20 protein-coding genes and 1 tRNA gene are annotated in these 18,547 nt (G+C 67.4%); 15 read left to right on the forward strand and 6 right to left on the reverse strand.

Annotated features, from left to right (window positions below):
* The first annotated feature begins 29 nt into the window (after positions 1–29).
* Genes CMV14_RS20085 through CMV14_RS20095 form a run of 3 tightly spaced genes read left to right on the forward strand, consistent with a single transcriptional unit; the run spans position 30 to position 1,292 of the window.
* Positions 30–215: a hypothetical protein gene (locus tag CMV14_RS20085; RefSeq protein ID WP_139114740.1), complete on the forward strand. Its 186-nt coding sequence runs from the start codon at positions 30–32 to the stop codon at positions 213–215.
* Between the two features lie 3 nt (positions 216–218).
* Entirely contained in the window at positions 219–938 is a 720-nt protein-coding gene (locus tag CMV14_RS20090) for a dienelactone hydrolase family protein (RefSeq protein ID WP_083215985.1), read from the forward strand.
* A gap of 39 nt (positions 939–977) precedes the next feature.
* Complete coding sequence (locus CMV14_RS20095; RefSeq protein ID WP_066966272.1) at positions 978–1,292, forward strand: hypothetical protein; 315 nt, start codon at positions 978–980, stop codon at positions 1,290–1,292.
* Between the two features lie 23 nt (positions 1,293–1,315).
* Here the strand turns inward: CMV14_RS20095 and CMV14_RS20100 are convergent, their stop codons facing one another.
* On the reverse strand, positions 1,316–2,494 hold the full coding sequence (locus tag CMV14_RS20100; protein ID WP_066966275.1) for a glycoside hydrolase family 130 protein: 1,179 nt from the start codon (positions 2,492–2,494) through the stop codon (positions 1,316–1,318).
* A gap of 230 nt (positions 2,495–2,724) precedes the next feature.
* On the opposite strand from CMV14_RS20100, the gene CMV14_RS20105 reads away from it, so the two are divergent.
* From CMV14_RS20105 to CMV14_RS20120, 4 genes are read left to right on the forward strand one after another with little or no spacing between them, the layout of a single operon-like run.
* Positions 2,725–3,318 (forward strand): SRPBCC family protein, encoded by a 594-nt coding sequence (locus CMV14_RS20105; protein ID WP_066966279.1) that lies wholly within the window; start codon positions 2,725–2,727, stop codon positions 3,316–3,318.
* Entirely contained in the window at positions 3,318–4,505 is a 1,188-nt protein-coding gene (locus CMV14_RS20110; RefSeq protein WP_066966282.1) for a zinc-dependent alcohol dehydrogenase, read from the forward strand. Before CMV14_RS20105 ends, CMV14_RS20110 begins: the two co-directional genes overlap by 1 nt.
* 10 nt (positions 4,506–4,515) lie before the next feature.
* Positions 4,516–5,301: an SDR family NAD(P)-dependent oxidoreductase gene (locus CMV14_RS20115; protein ID WP_066966286.1), complete on the forward strand. Its 786-nt coding sequence runs from the start codon at positions 4,516–4,518 to the stop codon at positions 5,299–5,301.
* Positions 5,302–5,342: 41 nt separating this feature from the next.
* Complete coding sequence (locus CMV14_RS20120; protein ID WP_096367799.1) at positions 5,343–6,995, forward strand: glycosyltransferase family 4 protein; 1,653 nt, start codon at positions 5,343–5,345, stop codon at positions 6,993–6,995.
* A 4-nt stretch (positions 6,996–6,999) separates the two neighbouring features.
* Here CMV14_RS20120 and CMV14_RS20125 read toward each other — a convergent pair whose 3' ends face one another.
* The 4 genes from CMV14_RS20125 to CMV14_RS20140 form a co-directional block, all read right to left on the reverse strand.
* Positions 7,000–7,593 (reverse strand): class I SAM-dependent methyltransferase, encoded by a 594-nt coding sequence (locus tag CMV14_RS20125; RefSeq protein WP_066966828.1) that lies wholly within the window; start codon positions 7,591–7,593, stop codon positions 7,000–7,002.
* Between the two features lie 74 nt (positions 7,594–7,667).
* Positions 7,668–9,557: a methyl-accepting chemotaxis protein gene (locus CMV14_RS20130; RefSeq protein WP_176489088.1), complete on the reverse strand. Its 1,890-nt coding sequence runs from the start codon at positions 9,555–9,557 to the stop codon at positions 7,668–7,670.
* 75 nt (positions 9,558–9,632) lie between these two features.
* Positions 9,633–10,427 carry an enoyl-CoA hydratase-related protein gene (locus tag CMV14_RS20135; RefSeq protein ID WP_066966833.1) on the reverse strand — a complete coding sequence of 265 codons (795 nt, stop codon included), beginning with the start codon at positions 10,425–10,427 and terminating at the stop codon, positions 9,633–9,635.
* A gap of 141 nt (positions 10,428–10,568) precedes the next feature.
* A tRNA-Pro gene (locus CMV14_RS20140) sits at positions 10,569–10,645 on the reverse strand.
* A 134-nt stretch (positions 10,646–10,779) separates the two neighbouring features.
* Between CMV14_RS20140 and yajC the strand changes: the two genes are divergently transcribed.
* Genes yajC through CMV14_RS20160 form a run of 4 tightly spaced genes read left to right on the forward strand, consistent with a single transcriptional unit; the run spans position 10,780 to position 14,091 of the window.
* Positions 10,780–11,124: a preprotein translocase subunit YajC gene (gene yajC, locus CMV14_RS20145; protein ID WP_066966836.1), complete on the forward strand. Its 345-nt coding sequence runs from the start codon at positions 10,780–10,782 to the stop codon at positions 11,122–11,124.
* 5 nt (positions 11,125–11,129) lie between these two features.
* Positions 11,130–12,731: a protein translocase subunit SecD gene (gene secD, locus CMV14_RS20150; RefSeq protein WP_066966839.1), complete on the forward strand. Its 1,602-nt coding sequence runs from the start codon at positions 11,130–11,132 to the stop codon at positions 12,729–12,731.
* Positions 12,732–12,744: 13 nt separating this feature from the next.
* Positions 12,745–13,710, forward strand: coding sequence for a protein translocase subunit SecF (gene secF / locus CMV14_RS20155; RefSeq protein WP_066966842.1), 966 nt, complete (start codon positions 12,745–12,747; stop codon positions 13,708–13,710).
* A 3-nt stretch (positions 13,711–13,713) separates the two neighbouring features.
* A complete protein-coding gene (locus CMV14_RS20160; protein WP_066966845.1) occupies positions 13,714–14,091 on the forward strand; it encodes an MTH938/NDUFAF3 family protein in 378 nt (125 codons plus the stop codon).
* A 71-nt stretch (positions 14,092–14,162) separates the two neighbouring features.
* On the opposite strand, the gene CMV14_RS20165 is transcribed toward CMV14_RS20160, so the two are convergent.
* Positions 14,163–15,329 carry a glycosyltransferase gene (locus tag CMV14_RS20165; protein ID WP_066966848.1) on the reverse strand — a complete coding sequence of 389 codons (1,167 nt, stop codon included), beginning with the start codon at positions 15,327–15,329 and terminating at the stop codon, positions 14,163–14,165.
* Positions 15,330–15,471: 142 nt separating this feature from the next.
* On the opposite strand from CMV14_RS20165, the gene bamD reads away from it, so the two are divergent.
* The 4 genes from bamD to CMV14_RS20185 all read left to right on the forward strand — a co-directional run bounded on the left by bamD (position 15,472) and on the right by CMV14_RS20185 (position 18,123).
* Positions 15,472–16,260 (forward strand): outer membrane protein assembly factor BamD, encoded by a 789-nt coding sequence (gene bamD / locus CMV14_RS20170; protein ID WP_066966851.1) that lies wholly within the window; start codon positions 15,472–15,474, stop codon positions 16,258–16,260.
* Between the two features lie 263 nt (positions 16,261–16,523).
* Positions 16,524–17,522 (forward strand): flagellar motor switch protein FliM, encoded by a 999-nt coding sequence (gene fliM, locus CMV14_RS20175; protein ID WP_066966853.1) that lies wholly within the window; start codon positions 16,524–16,526, stop codon positions 17,520–17,522.
* Positions 17,519–17,842: a flagellar motor switch protein FliN gene (gene fliN, locus CMV14_RS20180; protein WP_066966857.1), complete on the forward strand. Its 324-nt coding sequence runs from the start codon at positions 17,519–17,521 to the stop codon at positions 17,840–17,842. The genes fliM and fliN overlap by 4 nt, the downstream gene beginning before the upstream one ends.
* Positions 17,839–18,123 carry a flagellar biosynthetic protein FliO gene (locus CMV14_RS20185; RefSeq protein ID WP_066966860.1) on the forward strand — a complete coding sequence of 95 codons (285 nt, stop codon included), beginning with the start codon at positions 17,839–17,841 and terminating at the stop codon, positions 18,121–18,123. The genes fliN and CMV14_RS20185 overlap by 4 nt, the downstream gene beginning before the upstream one ends.
* Positions 18,124–18,547 lie beyond the last annotated feature (424 nt).

Raw genomic sequence — 18,547 nt, forward strand, 5'->3', positions numbered from 1 at the left:
AGCCGGATGATGCCCGGGTCAGGATGCAGATGCGCGCTAACGATCTCGAATATTACCGCCGGCGACTGGTCGAGGAGCTTGAGCGGTCGTTCGACGCGGAGAGCGAGGTGGCGCGCACCGCGCATCGGACGCTGGCCGAACTGTATCGCGCCCGGCTGAACGAGCCGGCGCCGACGGGATATCGTGCCATGTCGGCGCGGGTCCGGGCGGCCTAGCCCGTGGCCGAGCCGTTCGCCTACCGCCACGACGATATCGAGCTTGTCGGCGAACTCCACCGCCCCGATCCCGGCGCGCATGGCCGCCCAGTCCTGGTCGTCCATGAGGCGGACGGGATCGGCGGCAATGTCCGCCGCCGCTGCGCGATGCTGGCCGGGCTCGGCTATGTCGCGGCGGCGGCCGATCTCCATGGCGACGGCCGCGTTCTCGGCGACGATGAGATCGGCCCCGCGATGGACCGTTTCCGCGGCGATCCACCGCTGCTGCGCGGCCGCATCGCCGCCGCGCTCGACGCGCTGGTCGCGACGACAGGCGCGCCGCCGGAACGGATCGCCGCGATCGGCTATTGCTTCGGCGGTTTCGCAGTGCTCGAACTCGCCCGGTCGGGCGCGCCGATCGGTGCCGTGGCGAGCTTCCACGGCCTGCTCACCACCAACGCACCAGCCGCGCCCGGCGCCATCCGCGCCCGGATATTCGCCAGCACCGGCGCCCTCGATCCGCTCGTCCCGCCCGACCATGTCGGGGCCTTCCAGGCGGAGATGATGGCGGCCCGGGCGGACTGGCAGCTGATCGTCCATGGCCGCGCGCTGCACAGCTTCACCAACAGCGGCGTCGATGCGCTCGGCGATCCGCGCATGGCCTATGATCCGGCGGCCGACCGGCAGAGCTGGGCCGCGCTGCTGGAATTCCTGGCCGACGGCACGGACGCCGCGCGGGCATGAGCAAGTGAGTACGGAAAGTCTACAACCGAGGAGTTCAGCATGGGCCGCACATCGGACGACGATTTCCTCCCCGAGGAGAATGACGAGCAGCGCGATGGCGATCAGGCGCAGGACGTGGCCGACGATGCGCTGACCTTGCCGGCCGATCCCTATGAGGAGAGCGAACATGGCGGTTCGTCGGATCCCGCGTCGCTGATCCCCGCCGACACGCCGGACCTCGTCGATACGATGAACCAGATGGTCCGCTCGGGCCGGATCGACAATGGCGCCTTCGCCGGCGAACCGATGCACGACGATGAAGAGGATATCCGCGGCATCACCGATCAGGACGACGACGACCTCACGGGATCATGATCGGCGCCGGTCCGGGCTCCCGCTCAGGCGAAGACCTGTTTTGGAATATGCGTGATCCGGCAGGCGAGATCGGCTTCGCCCGACGCGACGATATAATGGCCGGGCGCGCTCCCCCCCTCGTCGCCGTCGGCGATGCCGGTCGTGAACACCACGTCGCGGACATAGAGCTGATGCTCGATCGGGCGGGTGAGGTCGGCCGAGGCTTCGAGCAGCGGCCGGTGCTCGGTCGCGATGGTCCGCGAGGGGTCGTCCCGGTCGAGAATCGACCAGTAGGTTCGATATATGCCGACGATCTCCTTGGGCTCCACTCCATGCCACAGGCTCAGCCAGCCGCGATCGGTCAGGATCGGCGGGGTGCCTCCGCCGATCCGCGCGGTGGCGACGGTATTGGCGTGGGGGCGGATGCCGGGCGCGGGCCAGGGCTTCCAATGCCGGGCGTCGGGTGAGGTTGCCAGGTTGATCGACGGCCCCGCGCGCCATTCGCTGCCGGGCGGATAGGCGAAATAAAGGTCCCCCAGCGGCCGGGTCTGGGCCCAATATTGCCCGCCGACCAGCCCCTCGAAGATCAGCATGTCCTTGTTCTGGTGATCCAGCACGATGTCGGCGAAGCGCCAGTCGAGGCCATCGGACGATGTGTAGAGCGTGGTCGAATGGCGCTCGGGGCTGACCGAGCAGGTCGTCATCAGCCATTGGTCGCCCACCCGGCTGATCCGCGCATCCTCCACACCATAGCATTGGAAGCTCGCTGTCGGCGCGATCGCCCGGTCATAATGCACCTCCTCGATCCGCAGCCCGTCGGGCGACAGTTCGACCGGCAGCAGCCAGGACAGCGAGGTCAGCGCCATGATCCGCCAGCCGCCGCCGCGTAGCAGGAATTTGCGGGGATCGGCGGTGTCGGCCAGATCGAGCGGCCAGGCGTCGAGCCGATACTGTCCGCTGCCCCGCGCCGCGACATGGCCCGCCGGCGGATTGCCCTCGGCTTCCCAGCGGATCGCATGGACCCGCCCGTCGCGGATCGGCTCGCGCAGGGCCTCGGCGATCCGCACCATCGCCAGCAGGTTGCCGTTCGGCAGCCGCGTCAGCCCGGGGTTGAAGGCGCCGAGGATATAGGTTTCGGCATCGAGATGCCCGGCCAGCGGCGAGCGGGCGAGATCGACATCGTCGGGTGCGAATATCAGCCGGTCGACTGGATAGCTGCTCATCATCGATCCGGTCCGCTGTCTGGCGTCGCGCCTATGGTGTCGAGCATCATCGTCATCCCCTGATCTGCCCGGCGACAACCTGCGGCCTGGAGCGATGTTCCCCGCTGCGCCCAGAACGCGAAGCCCTTAACCCATGTTAAAATACTGATTTTATTGGCTTCGCTTTCCGAAACGACCGGAACTGCCTTGGGTTTCACGGGGTTGGGGCTCGGATTTCAAAGGAGGTTCCGGTGAGCGAAAGGCATGACGCCACGCCGCGCGACGATGCGCCCTTGTCCACGTCCAAGGATTCCGATGCCGCCGAAGCGGCCGGCGAGACGATCGTCGATGCCAGGGGATCGTCCCTGATCGGCCGTACCGTCACGATCAACCGGCCGCGCGCCGAACTGTTCGCCTATTGGCGCGATTTCTCCAACCTGCCCCGCTTCATGGACAATATCGTCAGGATCGACATCCTCGACGAATGCCGATCGCACTGGGTGATCAAGGCCCCCGGCGGCCGGACGGTCGAATGGGACTCGGTCGTCACCGAGGAGGCAGATGGCGAATATATCGCCTGGGCATCGGCCGAAGGGGCGGATGTCCCCAACAGCGGCCGGATCGACTTCCGCGACGCCAGCGGCGGGCGCGGCACAGTCGTCACCGCGACGATCCTCTACGATCCGCCGGCCGGCATGGTCGGCAGGCTGATCGCCAAGATGTTCCAGCGCGAGCCGGCGATCCAGGCGCGCCGGGATCTGCGCCGCTTCAAGCAGTTGATGGAAACCGGCGAGATCGCCACCGCCGCGCGCACGCGCGCCGAACTGGAGGAGGAGAAGGACTGATGCGCGCACTCACCTGGCACGGCAAGCATGACGTGCGCGTCGATACGGTGGACGATCCCGAGATTCTCAATCCGCGCGATGCGATCATCCGCATCACCTCGACCGCGATCTGCGGCTCGGACCTGCATCTTTACGACGGCTACATCCCGACCATGCAGAAGGGCGACATCCTCGGCCATGAGTTCATGGGCGAGGTGGTCGAGACCGGCTCCGCCTCGACGCTGAAGAAAGGGCAGCGCGTCGTCGTCCCCTTCACCATCTCCTGCGGCGGCTGCTTCCATTGCGGCAAGCATCAATATTCGGCCTGCGACAACGGCAATCCGGCCGACAACCAGGACATCGCCATGGAGCTGTACGGCCAGCCCATGTCCGGCCTGTTCGGCTACAGCCATATGACCGGCGGCTATGCCGGCGGCCAGGCCGAATATGTGCGCGTGCCCTTCTCCGATGTCGGCCCGATCGTGATCCCCGACGGCATCGAGGATGACAAGGTGCTGTTCCTCTCCGATATCCTGCCTACCGGCTGGATGGCGGCGGAGAATGCCGACATCGAGCCCGGCGACACGGTGGCCGTCTGGGGCTGCGGGCCGGTCGGCCTGTTCGCGGTGCAGTCGGCCTTCCTGATGGGCGCCGAGCGGGTGATCGCGATCGATCATTTCCCCCACCGGCTGGAGCTGGCGCGGCGGTTCGGCGCGGAGACGGTCAATTTCGAGGAGAGCAAGACCTATGAGGCGCTGATGGAGATGACCGGCGGGATCGGGCCCGACGCGGTGATCGACGCTGTCGGCCTCGAGGCGCACGGCTTCTTCGTCGACAATGTGATCGACCAGATCAAGGCCTCGACCTTCCTCGGCACCGACCGTCCCCACGCGATCCGCCAGGCGATCATCGCTTGCCGCAAGGGCGGCCGGGTGTCGATGCCCGCCGTCTATGGGGGGTTCGTCGACAAATTCCCGCTGGGCGCCTTCATGCAGAAGGGGCTGACGCTCAAGACCGGCCAGACCCATGTCCAGCACTATATGCCCGGACTGCTCAACGCGATCCTTGAGGACAAGATCGATACCACCTTCCTGATCAGCCACCGCATGCCGCTGGAGCAGGCCGCCGAGGGCTACAGGATGTTCCACGACAAGCAGGATGAAGTGACCAAGATCGTGCTGAAGCCCGGCATGACGACGACCCATTGAGGAGAGGAAGATGGCTGGCAGACTGGCACTCGTCACCGGCGCCTCGACCGGCATCGGTTTCGAACTGGCGAGCGTCGCGGCCGAGCAGGGCTATGACCTGCTGGTCGCAGCGGACGAGCCGCTGATCGAAGCCGCGGCGCGGGACTTCCGCCGTCACGGTGTCGAGGTGAACGCGGTCCAGGCCGATCTCGCGACGATCGAGGGCGTCGATACCCTCCTCGCCGCGGCGAGCGGGCGCGCGATCGAGATATTATGTGCCAATGCCGGGCGCGGGCTCGGGCGCGCCTTCATCGACCAGGACGTCGCCGAATGGCGCCGGGTGATCGACACCAATGTCACCGGCACCGTCTATCTGCTGCAGAAGGTTCTGCGCGACATGGTGGCGCGCGGCGAGGGCCGGATCCTCGTTACCGGCTCGATCGCCGGCTATATGCCCGGCAGCTTCAACGCGGTGTACAACGGCACCAAGGCCTTCATCGACAATTTCACCGACGCGATCCGCAACGAGATCAGGGAGAGCAAGGGCGTCACCATCACCACGCTGATGCCCGGCCCGACCGAAACCGAGTTCTTCGAGCGCGCCGACCTGATGGACACCAAGGTTGGCCAGCAGGAGAAGGACGACGCCGGCAAGGTCGCCCGCGACGGCTGGGACGCGATGATGAAGGGCGAGAAGCACATCGTCTCGGGCTGGAAGAACAAAATCCAGAAGACGATCGCGAACGTCACCCCCGCATCGGCTCTGGCCGAGATGCATCGGGGCATGACGGAGCCCGGAACGGCGCGCGACGCCTGAGGGCGCTTCCGCCCCGGGCGATCCCGCTCTAAGGCGGGCCGATGACCGCCGCGCTCTTCTTCGCTCCCGACGCCTATGTCCTTGATGGCAACCAGATCATGGGTCGCCGCGTCGCCGGCGCGGTGTTCCTGCGGGCCGTGGTCGAAGGGCGCGGGGACGACCCGGTCGTCGGCTATTCGATCGGCCAGCAGAACATGGACTCCTTCCGGCAGGCGGTGCGGTCGATCGACCCGGCGGCACCTACCGAATGGATCCGGACCGGGCGCCACGATCTGCTTGCCGAGCGCGGCACGCTGCACCGCGCCGATCCAGCGATCTGCGCGGAGGCTCGGCTGCGCCTGCGGACGGGATCCGCCAGCTTCAGCCTGACCGGCGTCACCCACACGCTATCGACCTCCGGCACGCTGGACCTGATTGCCTCCTACCTGTCCGAGCCGGTGATGCCATGGGACGCGCTGATCTGCACCTCGGCGGTGGCGGTGGACGTGGTGCGCGCCACCTTCGACGAAGCGGCCGCCTATCTGCGCTGGCGCTTCGGCGGCGACCTGCGCCTCACCCTTCCGCAACTGCCCGTCATTCCGCTGGGCGTGCACGGCGCCGACTGGGCGGTCTCCGATGCGGCCCGGCAGGCGGCCCGCCAGCGCCTCGTCATCGCGGAAGACGAGGTGGCCGTGCTGTTCTCGGGCCGGCTTTCCTATGCCGCCAAGGCCCATCCCTTCCAGATGTTCGAGGCGCTGCGCGCCGCCGCCGATCGCAGTGACCGGCCGGTGCGGCTCCTGCTCGCCGGGCAGTTCTTCAACAAGGGGATCGGGGAGGATTTCCTCAGCACCGCGCGGACCTACTGCCCCAATGTCCGCTGCCAGCATGTCGATGGCGAGGATGCCGGTCTCTATGCCGCCGCCTATGCCGGGGCAGACATCTTCCTCTCGCTCGCCGACAATATCCAGGAGACCTTCGGCATCACCCCCGTCGAGGCGATGGCCGCCGGCCTGCCGGTGGTGGTCAGCGACTGGAACGGCTATCGCGACACGGTGCGCGACGGGATTGACGGTTTTCGCATCCCCAGCCGGGCGCCAGCCCCCGGCGCCGGCGACAATGTCGCCCATGGCTATGAGATATTGGGCAATTACGACGTCTATTCGTCCCGCACCAGCACGACCGTCTCGGTCGACATGGCGGTCCTCGTCGAACGGCTGGTGACGCTGATCGGCGATCCCGAGCTGCGGCGGCGCATGGGGGCCGCTGGGCGGCAGCGCGTCGCCACCGAGTTCGACTGGCGGGTGATCTATCCGCGCTATCGCGAGCTGTGGGAAGAGCTTGGCCGCATCCGCACCCATCAATCCGCCCAGGCGGAGACGGCGGCGTGGCTTGCCAGCGCCCCGCACGCCCACCACGCTCATGACGATCCGTTCCGGCGCTTCGCCAGCTACCCCACCCGCTTCCTTTCGACCGATACCGTGCTGGGCGCGGCGCCCGGTGCCGGGCGCGCTGCCTATGAGGCACTGACCGGGCGGCCGATCTTCGCCCCCTGGCGGATCGCGCCAGACCTTGCCGAACGCATCATCGCGGCGGCCGGGAAAGGCCCCGCCTCCATCGCCGACATCGCCCGCCAGGTAGGGCTGGCGCCCGAGGCCGCGATCGAGCCGATCGCCCGGCTCGTGAAGATGAACCTGCTGCTGCCTGAAGAAGACTGAGCCGTCAGGCGGCGGGCCGCACCGGCTTCACCGCCTGGAGCTGGAACTGCAGTTCGCGGACGACGCCCCAGTCGGTCTCGGCGCGGCGGCGCACCTCCTCCTTGGTCATCCGCCCCTCGTTCATCGCGACGATATAGGCCTGGTCGTAGGACTGCACCGCCTGCTTCAATTCGAAGTCGACGTCCATCAGATAGGCCAGCATCGTGTAATTGGCCCGCGCCGCGATCCACTCGTCATTCTGCCGCTTCGACATCATCCGGAAGGTCAGCGGCGTGAAGGCGCGGACATGGGTCGGATCGGACCAATAGGTCTCGTGGCGATAATGCGGGACGTGGATCTCCAATATGCCGCCGGGGCTCAGGATGCGGTGCAGGTTGCGCATGATCCGCGCGAACACGTCGAAATCCTTGCCGACATGTTCCAGCACATGCTTCATCAGCACATAGTCGAAACGATCGTCCTCGAACGGCCAGTCGGGCTGCTCGACGTCCAGCAGCAGGTCCGGATTGCATTCGGGGAAGCTGTCCGCGTTGACGAAATCCGGGCGGATGTCGAAGCCGCAGCCGAGATTGAGCTTGCGGATGGCTGGATCGATCATGTGCGGCGTTCCCCTGCGTGGCGGCCATCGCTAGAGGGCGCGTGCGCGACGGGCAAGACCCGCCGGGGTGTGGATCAGGCGGCGCGCAGCTGGCCGACGATGCGTTCCAGCTCGGCATCGAGCCGCCGCGCATGGTCGCGGACCTGGGCGCCGATCGATCGAGTGCCGTCGGCGCTGTCGCGCAGCGCCGCGATCGAGCGGACGATGGTCTCGACCGATTCATGGGTGTCGTCGGCATGGCGGCCGACAAGCTGGCTCGCCTCCAGGATCGCCGCCGCGGTCGACTGCTGCTGCACCACCGCGGTCGCCGTGCTGGTCACCGTCTGGTTGAGATTCTGGAGCAGGCCATGGACCTTGTCGACGAGCGACGTCGTCGCATGGGCGGCCTGTCCGACGCCCGCGACGCGGTCGTGGATATCGCTGGTGGTGCGGTGAGTCTGCGAGGCGAGGCCCTTCACCTCGCTCGCCACCACCGCGAAGCCGCGCCCGGCCTCGCCCGCGCGCGCCGCCTCGATCGTCGCGTTGAGCGCGAGCAGGTTGGTCTGCGCGGCGATCGCCTCGATCAGCCGGGCGGCCGCGCCGATCGAATCGATCTGGTTCAGCAGATCGCCATTGGCGCCGGTCGCCGCCTGCGATTCGGCATCGGCCAGCCGCATCGCCTCGGCCATCCGGCCCGATTGTTCGTGGATATGGCGGGTCGCCTGCTCGAGCTCCTGGAGGTTGCCCTCGATCTGCTGGAGCGCGGAGGCGGAGGCCGCGCTGCGGGTCTGCGCGAGTTCGGATGCCCGCCGCTGGGTCTCGACCGCATCGAGTGTGACGGCGGCGCTCCGGTCGAGTTCGTCGGCGCTTGCCACCAGCCGTTCGATCATGGTTCCGATCGAGGCGGCCAACCCATCCGCGACGGTCTGCGAATAGGCGCTGCGCTGGCGGGCCCGTTCGGCCTGCTGCTCGGCCTCGTCCTGCGCCATCGCCTGGATCCGGCGATGGGCCTCTTCGGCCCGGACCAGCGCCTCCTCGGCACTGCGGCGAGCCGCATCGGTCTCGGCCAGCGCGGCCTCGCGCTCGAGCTGGCGGCTGTCGGCGAGCCGACGCTGTTCACGGAGTGCAACCTGCGCCGCGCGGATCGAGCGGATCAGCCAGGCGGAAAGCAGCCCGAACAGGAGGCCGGCCAGCAGGATCGGCGCGGCAAGATCGGTGATCGCGCGCGCGCCAGCGCTCTGCATCTTCCATGCGACATGCCCGATCGGCTTGCCCGACGCATCGGGCACCGGCATCGTCTCCGCGTCATCGACATGCGCCGCCCCGCCATGCCAGCGCATGCCATCGAGCCCGAAGCCCTGCTGCCATTGTGCGATCAGCTTCGCGTCGATCGGCCGGACGATGACGACATAGCGCAACGCGCCCGTGGGCGCCGGCCCGGCAGCGTTGAAAGGCAGCACGGCGGTTGCCGTGAACAGCGCCGGCATACCGTGAAGATAGCCCGCCGTGGCGACGGTGCGCGCCGCGTTGGCATCATAGCCATGGTCGGGAAGCTGGCGGAGAAGCTGCGCGACGGCGCGCGGCGCGTCCGCTTCGATACGCGGGCCGAAGCGCGCATCGGGCCGCGCCGCATAGAGGGTGCGGCCATCGCCGTCGATCACATAGACCGGAATGGTCCCATAATAGTTGGTCGCAAGCCAGGCATGATCGGGGGTGCCGTAGATGTGGGTGACGGCATCGTCCCAATGGCCATATTCTCCGGCGGTCTCGATCAGCCGGGCGCGCTCATGGCCGATCGCGTTGCGCACCATCTGCCGCTTCTCGGCCGCGACATTGGCGTCGATCCGCAGTACCAGCGAGCCGATCAGCCCCGCCGTGGTCAGCAGGGCGAGCAACGCCAGCGCCAGCAATGCGCCAAGACCCGAACCGGCCTTGCCGAGCCGGCCGATGCGCGCCTTCAGCCTGTCTGCGGTCAGCGAGGTCATGGAAACCGCCATGACGCGTCATGGTAATCATCGGGTTAACCATGCGACCAAAAGCCCGCCGATCAGACCATCGTCTTATAGACCATACCAGTGATGGTCGCGGTCGCGCGGCCGGTAATGGGGCGCGCGCTTCTCCAGGAAGGCGGCCAGCGCCTCCTTGGCATCGGGATGGCCGCTCATCCGTTCGGTCGCCCCCTGCTCGTGCCGATAGCCCTGGCGCAGCTCCATCGTCTCGACCCGGTCGAGCGTGCGCTTGGCGACCCGGACCGCGGTGGGGCTGAACGCGGCGATCCGCTCGGCCAGCCGCGTCGCCTCCGCCATCAGCCGATCGGCCTCGACGATCGTCACCGCAGCGCCCGCCGCCGCGAATTCGGCACCCGACAGCGGCTCTCCGGTGAAGAACATCCGCCGCACCAGCGGCTGCGGCGCGATCCGGGCAAGATGGCGGGCGCCGCCCATCACCCCCACGGTCAGCTCGGGCAGGCCGAAGCGCGAATCGGGCGTCGCGACGACGAAGTCGCACGATGCCGCAAGCGCGATCCCGGCCCCCAGCGCCGCGCCGTGGATCGCGCCGATCACCGGCACCGGGCAGTCGGTGATGGCGAAGAAGGTCTCGCGCACCCGCCACATCCGCTCGGCGGCGTTGCCGGGCGTCATCGTCCTGAACTCGTCGAGATCGTTGCCCGCGCAGAAATGCCGCCCCTCGGCGCTCAGCACCACCGCGCGGACATTGCCGCCGATCCGGTCGATATCGCCGAACAGATCCGCCAGCTCGCGATACATCGCGTCGTTCACGGCGTTGGCCGGGCCGCGCGCCATCACCACATGGGCGACGCCGCTCTCCGCCAGCCGCACCCTGAGAAACTCCATCCTTCCCTCCTCGCCGGCGGCGATGCGCGCCCGTCGAAGCAAGGCTAGGCCCGGGGCCGGCAATTTGGGATGAGCGGAAAGAGCAGGTTTTGCTGCCGCCCGTCCGCATCGGGCTGTGCTGGGGATCCTCGGGAAGGAAAATGGTCGGGGCGACAGGATTCGAACCTGCGACCCCTTGACCCCCAGTCAAGTGCGCTACCAGGCTGCGCCACGCCCCGACCAAGGCTGCGCGCTTTAGGGGGCTCTTCGCCGCTTGGCAAGCGCCCGGTTGCCTCCAATATGCGTAACGTGATAGGCGCGCGCCACTTCATGGCCTGAAACGGCCTAGCTCTTTTTCCGGGATGCCAGACGAATGTTCGCTTCTCCTGCTTATGCCCAGGCTGCCGGCGCAGCGCCCGCAGGTGGCGGTGGTGCCGCGATGCTGATGCAGTTCGCCCCGCTCGTCTTCATCTTCGTGATCTTCTATTTCCTGCTGATCCGTCCGCAGCAGAAGCGGATGAAGGAGCATCGCCGGGCGATCGACGCGGTCCAGAAGAACGACCAGATCGTCACCGCGGGCGGCCTTGTCGCCAAGGTGACCAAGGTCGAGGAGCATGAGGTCGAGGCCGAGATCGCCCCCAATGTCCGGGTGAAGGTGGTCAAGGGCACGATCGCCGAAATCCGCCGGGCGGGCGCCGGCAAGCCCGCCAACGACTGATCCCCATGCTCGATTTTCCGCGCTGGAAGGTCCTGTCGATCGTCATTTCGCTGGCGATCGGCGTCCTGCTGTCGGTTCCCAGCTTCATCCCCGAATCGGTCACCGCGCGCTGGGGGCTGACCGGCCTGCCGCGCGTCAACCTCGGCCTCGATCTGTCGGGCGGCAGCCATCTTATGCTGGAGGCCGACACCGCCGACCTCGCCAAGCAGAATGTCGAGCGGATGGAGGAGCTGGTCCGCACCGAGATGCGCCGCGCCAGCCCGCCGATCGCGATCGGCGACATCTCGACGACCGGCGGCCGCCTTTCCTTCTTCGTGCGCGACAGCGGCCAGATCGACGCGGCGGTCGAGCGGATTCGCACCCTCACCCAGCCTTCGGGCATGTCGGGCCAGCGCGACTGGAACGTCGCCGTGGTCGATTCCACCCGGATCGTGCTGACGCCGACCGATGCCGGCACCAAGGCGTCCGTCGACAGCGCGATGGAGGTCGCGAAGGAAGTCGTCCGCAAGCGCATCGACGAGATGGGCACCCGCGAGCCGAACATCGTCCGCCAGGGCAGCGAGCGCATCCTGGTCCAGGTGCCCGGCCTCCAGGATCCCGCCGCGCTCAAGGCGCTGATCGGCCGCACCGCCAAGCTCGAGTTCAAGCTGGTCGACCTGACCGCCGATCCCGCCGAGGTGGCGCGTGGCCGCGCGCCGGTGGGCAGCGAGGTCGTGCCCTATCCCGACAATCCCGGCGGGGTTCCCTTCATCGCGGTGAAGCGCCGCGCGATGCTGACCGGCGACGAGCTGGTCAACGCTCAGCTCAGCTATAACAGCCAGACCAACGAGCCTGTCGTCTCGATCACCTTCAACAGCGACGGCGGCCGCAAGTTCGCGCGGGTGACGCAGGAAAACGTCAACAAGCCCTTCGCGATGATCCTCGACGGCAAGGTGCTGTCGGCCCCGAACATCAACGAGCCGATCCTGGGCGGCCAAGCGCAGATTTCCGGCCGCTTCACCACCGACAGCGCCACCCAGCTCGCCATCGCGCTGCGCTCGGGCAAGCTGCCGGTCGCGCTCAAGGTGGTCGAGGAACGCACCGTCGGGCCGGAACTGGGCGCCGATTCGATCCGCGCCGGCACCCTCGCCAGCGCGATCGCGGTCCTCGCGGTCGTGCTGTTCATGCTGGTGACCTATGGCCGCTTCGGCATCTATGCCAACCTCGCCGTGATCATCAACGTGTTCGTCATCATCGGCGTGATGGCGCTGCTCAACGCGACGCTCACTTTGCCCGGCATCGCCGGCTTCGTGCTCACCATCGGCGCGGCGGTCGACGCCAACGTGCTGATCAACGAGCGCATGCGCGAGGAGCTACGCCGTGGCCGCTCGATCACCCAGGCGGTGGAGCATGGCTATAAGGAAGCCAGCCGCACCATCTTCGAGGCGAACGTCACCCATGCCATCGCGGGCGGCATCATGTTCCTGCTGGGCTCGGCCCAGGTGAAGGGCTTCGCGGTCGTGCTGCTGATCGGCATCGCCACCTCGGTCTTCACCGCCGTGGTCTTCACCCGCATGCTGGTTTCGCAGTGGCTGCGTCGCAACCGGCCCACCCACATCAATATCTGATCGGAACGGCCCCATGCGCCTGCTGAAACTCGTTCCCGACCATACCAATATCGGTTTCGTCCGGATCCGCTTCATCTGCTTCCTGGTGACCGCGCTGCTCACGCTCGCGGCGCTGGGCGCCACGGCGACCCGCGGCCTCAATCTCGGCGTCGATTTCGTCGGCGGCCTGATGATCGAGGCGCAGTTCCCCGAGGCGCCGCCGCTCGACAGGATGCGCAGCACCATCGACGGGCTCGGCGTGGGCACCAGCTCGCTCCAGCAGTTCGGCGATCCCCGCACCGTTTCGATCCGCCTGCCGGTCGAGGAAGGCGCGGACCAGGGCGCCACCAACGCGGTGGTCGGCAAGGTCTCGGCGGCGCTCAAGGAGCAGTTTCCGGGCGTCCGCTTCACCCGCACCGACACTGTCTCGGGCAAGGTCTCGGGCGAACTGATCCGCAACGGCGTGCTGGCGGTGGTCCTCGCGGTGCTCGGCATCGCGATCTTCTCCTGGCTGCGCTACGAATGGCAGTTCGGCGTCTCCACCTTCGTCGCGATCGTCCACGACGTGATCATGACGCTGGGCTTCTTCGCGGTCACCCAGATGGAGTTCGACCTGAACATCGTCGCCGCGGTGCTGACGATCGTTGGCTACTCGATCAACGACAAGATGGTGATCGACGACCGTATCCGGGAGAATATGCGCAAATTCCGGCAGATGGACATGAAGGCGCTGATCGACCTCTCGGTCAACGAGACGCTGCCGCGCACCGTCATGACCTCGATCACCGTCGGCCTGGCGCTGCTGTCGCTGCTGCTGTTCGGCGGCCATGTGCTGCGCGGCTTCTCGGCGGCGATGCTGCTTGGCGTCGTGGTCGGCACCTATTCGTCGATCTACGTCTCCTCGTCGCTGCTGATCAGCCTCGGCCTCGAGCCGGCCAAGTTCGGGGAGAGGGCCAAGACCGCCCGTCCCGAGGCCGAACGGATCGGCCCAAAGAGCTAGGGCATGGTCAGCTTTGACCGGGAGGAGGCGCCGGCCGGCCCGGTGATCCGCGGTTTCGCCGGCAACGCCTTCCGCATCCAGGACCGGATCGTCCCCGGCGGCCTCTGGCTGACCCCGGACGATGCCCGCGACTGGACGCCGCCCGCGCTGGAGGCGCTTACCGCCGACCATCTCGCCGGGCTGCTGTCGATTCAGCCGCCGCCCGAATTCCTGCTGCTCGGCACCGGCCCGTCGATGCGCCGCCCCTCCCCCGCCTTCGCAGCGGCGGTCGAGGCGCTGGGCTTCGGGATCGAACCGATGGACAGCCGCACCGCCGCCCGCGCCTGGAACGTGCTGCGCGGCGAGGACCGCTGGATCGTCGCCGCGCTGATGCCGCTGTAAAGCATCGTCGCCCCGGCGGAGGCCGGGGCCGTCAGAACCTCTTGCGGCCCCGGCCTCCGCCGGGGCGACCGCTATCCGACCAACCCCCGCAGGTGCGCGTACAGCGCCTCTGTATTCCGCTCCCAGGTGAAGCGCTTCGTCGCCTCTGCCACCTCCGCCTGCGGCCTCGGATCGGCCAGCACCGCCCGTATCCCTCCGGCGATCGCCCCCGGCGTCCGCTCCACCAGCCGTCCCGCCGCCGGCCGGTCGACCAGCTCGCGCGCGCCGCCGACGTCGCTGATCACGATCGGCGTCCCGCAGGCCAGCGCCTCGACCCAGGCATTCGCCAGCCCCTCGCGCTCCGACGGCAACGCCATCACGTCCGCCGCCGCGAGCAGCGCCGGCAGCTGGTCATGCGGCAGCGCGCCGAGCAGCCTCACCCGGTCGCCCAGGCCCAACGCCACGATTCGGGCCGCCAGTGCCTCCCGCTCGGGCCCGCGCCCGGCGATCAGCAGGGTGACGCCGGGCAGGGCCGCCATCGCCTCGATCAGCAGCGCCTGCCCCTTGATCGGAATCAGGTTGCCGATACAGGCGACCAGCGGCCCCTCCACGCTGAGCGCCGCCTTCGCCGCCGCCCGGTCCTGCGGGCGGAACATGCCCTGGTCGACCCCGGTGTGATGGACGCTGATCTTTTCGCCGGGCAGGCCCAGCCCGATCATATCGTCGCGCAGCGCCGCCGATACCGCCAGCAGCCCGTCCGCCGCCCGTCCCGCATTGACGATCTTCGCGCGACAGGCCGGGATCGCGCCCCACAGATGGATGTCGCTGCCCCGCGCCTTGATCGACACCGGCACGCCATAGCGCCGTCCCAGCGCCACCGCCGCCGGCCCGTCGGGATAGAAGAATTCGGCGTCGATCACGTCGAACGCGAATTCGCCGCGCAGCCGGTCGAGGACCGGGACCAGCCCCCGTTCCAGGCTCCACGGGTTGATCCGCCCACCCAGCATAGGCAGCGTCGCGAAGGGCACGCGCAGCACGTCGATCCCGTTCCACTCCTCGCGCGCGGGCAAGGCGATCAGGTCGCGATAGCGCGGGTGGAAGCGCCCCAGCCCCAGCGCGGGCACCGCGAAACCGGCGGCGACCTTCAGCTCGATATCGGAATGCGCCGCCAGTCGGGCGGTCTGCCGCTCGACGAAGGCGCCGAAGCCCGGCCGGGTCCGATCCGGATAGAGCGTCGACAGGGTCAGCACGCGCAGCATCGCCACATCTTAGAGTCGGTTCCACCAAGGTGGAAGCGCGGTGCCGGCCCGCTTCAGCTTTGCTGAACCACAATGAACACGCGCAGCCCCTTCTCTTGCCAGCCATTGCGGCGGCCCCAATTGAGCCCTAAGAAGGCGCCCTATGCTGCGTAAAGCCACCCGTCCGATCGCCTTGATGATCGCCGCCGCCCTCGTCGTTCCGCTGGCCGGCTGCGCCACCGGCAAGAACAAGGGTGACACCAAGTACGTCGCCCGCGACGTGGACACGCTCTACAATGCCGCCAGGGAACGGCTTGACCGGCACCAGTACAAGCTGGCCGCCGCGCTGTTCGACGAGGTCGAGCGCCAGCATCCCTATTCGGTCTGGGCCCGCCGGGCGCAGCTGATGAGCGCCTTTTCCTATTATCTCGCGCGCCAGTACACCGAATCGATCTCCTCGGCGCAGCGCTTCATCTCGATCCACCCGGGCAACCGCGACGCGCCCTATGCGCTCTATCTGATCGCGGTCAGCTATTATGAGCAGATCCAGGACGTCACCCGCGACCAGAAGCTCACTCAGCAGGCGCTCGACGCGCTCAACGAACTGATCCGCCGCTATCCCGAATCGCGCTACGCCGCCGATGCGCGGGTGAAGGTCGATCTGGTCAACGATCACCTCGCCGGCAAGGAGATGGAGATCGGCCGCTTCTACCAGCGGCGCGGCGACTGGCTGGCCTCGGTGGTGCGCTTCCGCACCGTGATCGACAAATATCAGCAGACCAGCCACACGCCCGAGGCGCTGATGCGGCTGACCGAAAGCTATCTGGAGCTCGGCATTCCGGCCGAAGCCGAGCGTTCGGCGGCGGTGCTCGGGCATAATTACCCCGGCAGCAAATGGTATGAGCATGCCTATTCGCTCATCCAGAAGAAGGGCGCCGCCAACGCGGGCTGACGTATCGATCCTCCCTATCGCGCAGCGATGGGGAGGGGGACCGCGCCAAAGGCGCGGTGGAGGGGTCTGCAACCTCTCCTTCGTCGACAATCTCGATGTGAGCTACCCCTCCACCACCCTTCGGGTGGTCCCCCTCCCCACGCTTCGCGCGGGGAGGATCATCGGTCGATCCGACCAAGCATCAATTCATTAACCACCTTCAGCGTATAGCGAATCTGCCGGGCGAGGTCCGGTTTGGCCGGTTCGGGGTTTTCGCTGATTCGATGACGCGTGCAGCTTCCAGTCTTTCGGGCGATGAGGTCGCCGCGCTGATGGATGAGCTCAGCGACATCTCGTTCGACGAGACCGTCGCCGAAGAAGAGCCCAAGGTCCGTCAGGCGCGCGCGATCGAGCCCTATGCGCTCGGCCAGCGCAAGGACCGTCCGGTCGCCCAGCTCGCCCATCTCGAGCGGATGAACGACCGGATCGCGCGGCGCCTGCGCGACGTGATCGAGCCGATCGCCCAGACCCGCACCAAGGTCGACGCCATCCCGCTGGAGACCCGCCGCTTCGACGAGTGGCAGCGCAACCAGGCCAATTATGTCAGCCTCAACCTTTTCCGGGTCCGCCCGGTCAAGGGGATGATGATGATCGCGATCGAGCCGGGCTTCATCACCAACATGGTCGACGCCTTCTACGGCGGCACCGGCAACGGCCTCGCCACCAAGGGCGGTGAGTTCACCCCGTCCGAGCAGCGGCTGCGCAAGCGGCTCGCCGACGCGGTGACCGACGTGCTGACCAGAAGCTGGGGTGATACCTATCCGCTCCAGTTCGAATATTCGACCCACGAGACAAACGCCGATTTCGCCAACATGGTCCGCCCCGACGAGGCCGTGGTGGTGCAGAGCTTCACGATCAAGCCCGGCATGTCGCGCTCGACCCGGATCGAGATTCTCTATCCGCTGGCGATGCTCCAGCCGATCGAGGACGAGATCGCCGCGCGCGCCCAGGCCGGGATCGGTGGCGAGGACGTCGACTGGAAGGGCCGCCTCGCCTCCGCGCTCGACAATGTCGCCCTGCCCGTCCGTTCGGTGCTGGCGCGGCCGGAAATGACGGTGGCGCAGCTGCTGGCGCTCAAGCCCGGCGACGTGATCCCGATCACGCTGTCCCAGACGGTTCCCCTCCTCGTCGGCAACCGCCGCTTCGCCGAAGGCACGATCGGGGAGCAGGACGGCCGCGCGGCGATGATGATCGAAAGCCTCAACAAGGATGCCTTGAAATGACCGATATGTCCGACGTTCCCGTCGTCCCCGGCGCGATGGAGCTTCCGGCCGGCGCCAATTACAAGCTGCTCGCCGATATCCCGCTGCGGCTGTCGGTCGAGGTCGGCAGCACCTCGCTGCGCCTCGCCGAGCTGATGGACCTCAATTCGGGCAGCGTGGTCGAGCTCGACCGCCAGGCCAATGAGCTGCTCGACATCATGGTCAACGGCACCCTCGTCGCGAAGGGCGAGGTAGTGACAGTGAACGGAAAGTTCGGCATCAGGGTGGTCGACGTGGTCGCCGCCGATACGCGGCTAACGGGAATCGAACGCCGCCAATGACCGATTATCTGTTGCGATTGCTGCTGCTGGTCCCGCTGGTCGCGGGGCTCGCCTATGGATCGCTGTGGCTCTGGCGCAAGCTCCAGCCCGGCATCGCGATCGGCAACAGGCAAAGGGCGCTCAAGATCGTCGATGCGATCCCGATGGGCGCCACCGGCCGGCTCGCCGTGGTCGAATTCGCCAACCGCCACATCCTCGTCTCCGTCTCGCGCGGCCGGATCGAGAAGCTGGCGGAGGCGCCAGCCGACGGGGCGTTCGTCCTGCCGGACGAGGATGGTTGACGCGCCTCTGCTCCGAAACCTGATTGAGCGCTTCATCGCTTGGAACCACAAGCCACGCTTTCGCTCGGCTGACGAGGTATCGAACTTTCTCCACGATGTAGCGCGAGGGTCGGCTTCCTATGGAAGCGTGGACAGCTTCATCTGCATCGCAATCATTGATCCAGACCTGGAGCAGATACGAGGCGAGTTCGGAGCTCTGTACGGTCCAAGCTTTGATCCGGCAGATCCAAAATTCGTTCAACTTGTTCAACGGGCCGATGCACTCGCCCGCGGTTGATTTCGCCAACCGCTGCAGCCTCGGTCTCGCGCGGCCGGATCAAGAAAGCTGGCGAGGTGCTGGCGGATGGGGCGTTCATACTTCCGGACGAGGATGGAGTAGCCCCTAAAGATCCTCCCTATGCGCAGCATGGGGAGGGGGACCGCC

This window comes from Rhizorhabdus dicambivorans (assembly GCF_002355275.1).
Lineage (GTDB): Bacteria > Pseudomonadota > Alphaproteobacteria > Sphingomonadales > Sphingomonadaceae > Rhizorhabdus > Rhizorhabdus dicambivorans.

Excerpts from the sequence above, each read along its gene's own strand:
- CMV14_RS20085 (WP_139114740.1), top strand. The coding sequence starts at position 30 with ATGCGCGCTAACGATCTCGAATATTACCGCCGGCGACTGGTCGAGGAG.
- CMV14_RS20095 (WP_066966272.1), top strand. The coding sequence starts at position 978 with ATGGGCCGCACATCGGACGACGATTTCCTCCCCGAGGAGAATGACGAG.
- CMV14_RS20100 (WP_066966275.1), bottom strand. The coding sequence starts at position 2,494 with ATGAGCAGCTATCCAGTCGACCGGCTGATATTCGCACCCGACGATGTC.
- CMV14_RS20110 (WP_066966282.1), top strand. The coding sequence starts at position 3,318 with ATGCGCGCACTCACCTGGCACGGCAAGCATGACGTGCGCGTCGATACG.
- CMV14_RS20115 (WP_066966286.1), top strand. The coding sequence starts at position 4,516 with ATGGCTGGCAGACTGGCACTCGTCACCGGCGCCTCGACCGGCATCGGT.
- CMV14_RS20120 (WP_096367799.1), top strand. The coding sequence starts at position 5,343 with ATGACCGCCGCGCTCTTCTTCGCTCCCGACGCCTATGTCCTTGATGGC.
- CMV14_RS20125 (WP_066966828.1), bottom strand. The coding sequence starts at position 7,593 with ATGATCGATCCAGCCATCCGCAAGCTCAATCTCGGCTGCGGCTTCGAC.
- CMV14_RS20130 (WP_176489088.1), bottom strand. The coding sequence starts at position 9,557 with ATGACCTCGCTGACCGCAGACAGGCTGAAGGCGCGCATCGGCCGGCTC.
- CMV14_RS20135 (WP_066966833.1), bottom strand. The coding sequence starts at position 10,427 with ATGGAGTTTCTCAGGGTGCGGCTGGCGGAGAGCGGCGTCGCCCATGTG.
- yajC (WP_066966836.1), top strand. The coding sequence starts at position 10,780 with ATGTTCGCTTCTCCTGCTTATGCCCAGGCTGCCGGCGCAGCGCCCGCA.
- secD (WP_066966839.1), top strand. The coding sequence starts at position 11,130 with ATGCTCGATTTTCCGCGCTGGAAGGTCCTGTCGATCGTCATTTCGCTG.
- secF (WP_066966842.1), top strand. The coding sequence starts at position 12,745 with ATGCGCCTGCTGAAACTCGTTCCCGACCATACCAATATCGGTTTCGTC.
- CMV14_RS20160 (WP_066966845.1), top strand. The coding sequence starts at position 13,714 with ATGGTCAGCTTTGACCGGGAGGAGGCGCCGGCCGGCCCGGTGATCCGC.
- CMV14_RS20165 (WP_066966848.1), bottom strand. The coding sequence starts at position 15,329 with ATGCTGCGCGTGCTGACCCTGTCGACGCTCTATCCGGATCGGACCCGG.
- bamD (WP_066966851.1), top strand. The coding sequence starts at position 15,472 with ATGCTGCGTAAAGCCACCCGTCCGATCGCCTTGATGATCGCCGCCGCC.
- fliM (WP_066966853.1), top strand. The coding sequence starts at position 16,524 with ATGACGCGTGCAGCTTCCAGTCTTTCGGGCGATGAGGTCGCCGCGCTG.
- fliN (WP_066966857.1), top strand. The coding sequence starts at position 17,519 with ATGACCGATATGTCCGACGTTCCCGTCGTCCCCGGCGCGATGGAGCTT.
- CMV14_RS20185 (WP_066966860.1), top strand. The coding sequence starts at position 17,839 with ATGACCGATTATCTGTTGCGATTGCTGCTGCTGGTCCCGCTGGTCGCG.